The sequence below is a fragment of the Streptomyces niphimycinicus genome (assembly GCF_018883605.1).
Lineage (GTDB): Bacteria > Actinomycetota > Actinomycetes > Streptomycetales > Streptomycetaceae > Streptomyces > Streptomyces niphimycinicus.
The window spans coordinates 1-630 of record NZ_JAHLEM010001323.1 but is presented as its reverse complement, the minus strand read 5'-3'; the positions used below and the strand labels follow the sequence as shown (position 1 = coordinate 630).

Sequence of the window (630 nt, the reverse complement as noted above, 5' to 3'; positions counted from 1 at the left end):
GGGGCGGCGCTGAGGGCGGCGCGCCGGGGCTCGACGCGCGCGTGCCGCAGTCGGCGGACGGCGGATCCCGGCGCGGCCGACGGCCCGCCCGATCCCGCGTCGTCAATGCGGTCGATTTCGATGCATCCGGCCTCGGCGACACGTACCAGCGCGCCCCGCATCGCCTCCCGGGGCGCGACGATCGCCACCCGCCGCATGCGAACCGGAGCCATCGCCTCAAGCCGGAACATCGAGGACCTCCAGCCGTCCCCCACCCCGCGCCGCCAGCTCAAGCGCGCCACGTACCCGCCATGCGTCGGCGGAGAGCACGGCAGCCGCACCCACCACCGGTGCGGAGCCCAGCCGGGCGCCGTGCAGCAGTTCCCGTCCGTCCTCCTCGACCCGGTACCACCACCGTGCCTCCGCCCGCCACAGGTCGCCCGCGCTCTCGACGCCGTTCACAGCCCAGCGTGCGGTGGCCGGCAGATGCCGACGGAAGTCCGGATACGACGTCGCCGTCATGGCCTGGGCGCCGAGCAGCCGCCCCGCCCGCCGCCCGGCGGCCCGCGTCAGCGGGCGGTGGGCGACGAACACCTCACGGCCGACCAGCAGCGCCAGCCGACCCGCCGCCCAGCGCACGGCCTCCGGCAG

General features: G+C 77.0%; 2 pseudogenes. Both read right to left on the bottom strand.

The annotated features are described in order from the left end of the window. Window positions 1–230: pseudogene (locus KN815_RS49570) on the bottom strand (ATPase); the annotation flags it as partial. Further along, window positions 217–630 (bottom strand): annotated as a pseudogene (locus KN815_RS49565) (hypothetical protein); the annotation flags it as partial. The pseudogenes KN815_RS49565 and KN815_RS49570, both read right to left, overlap by 14 nt.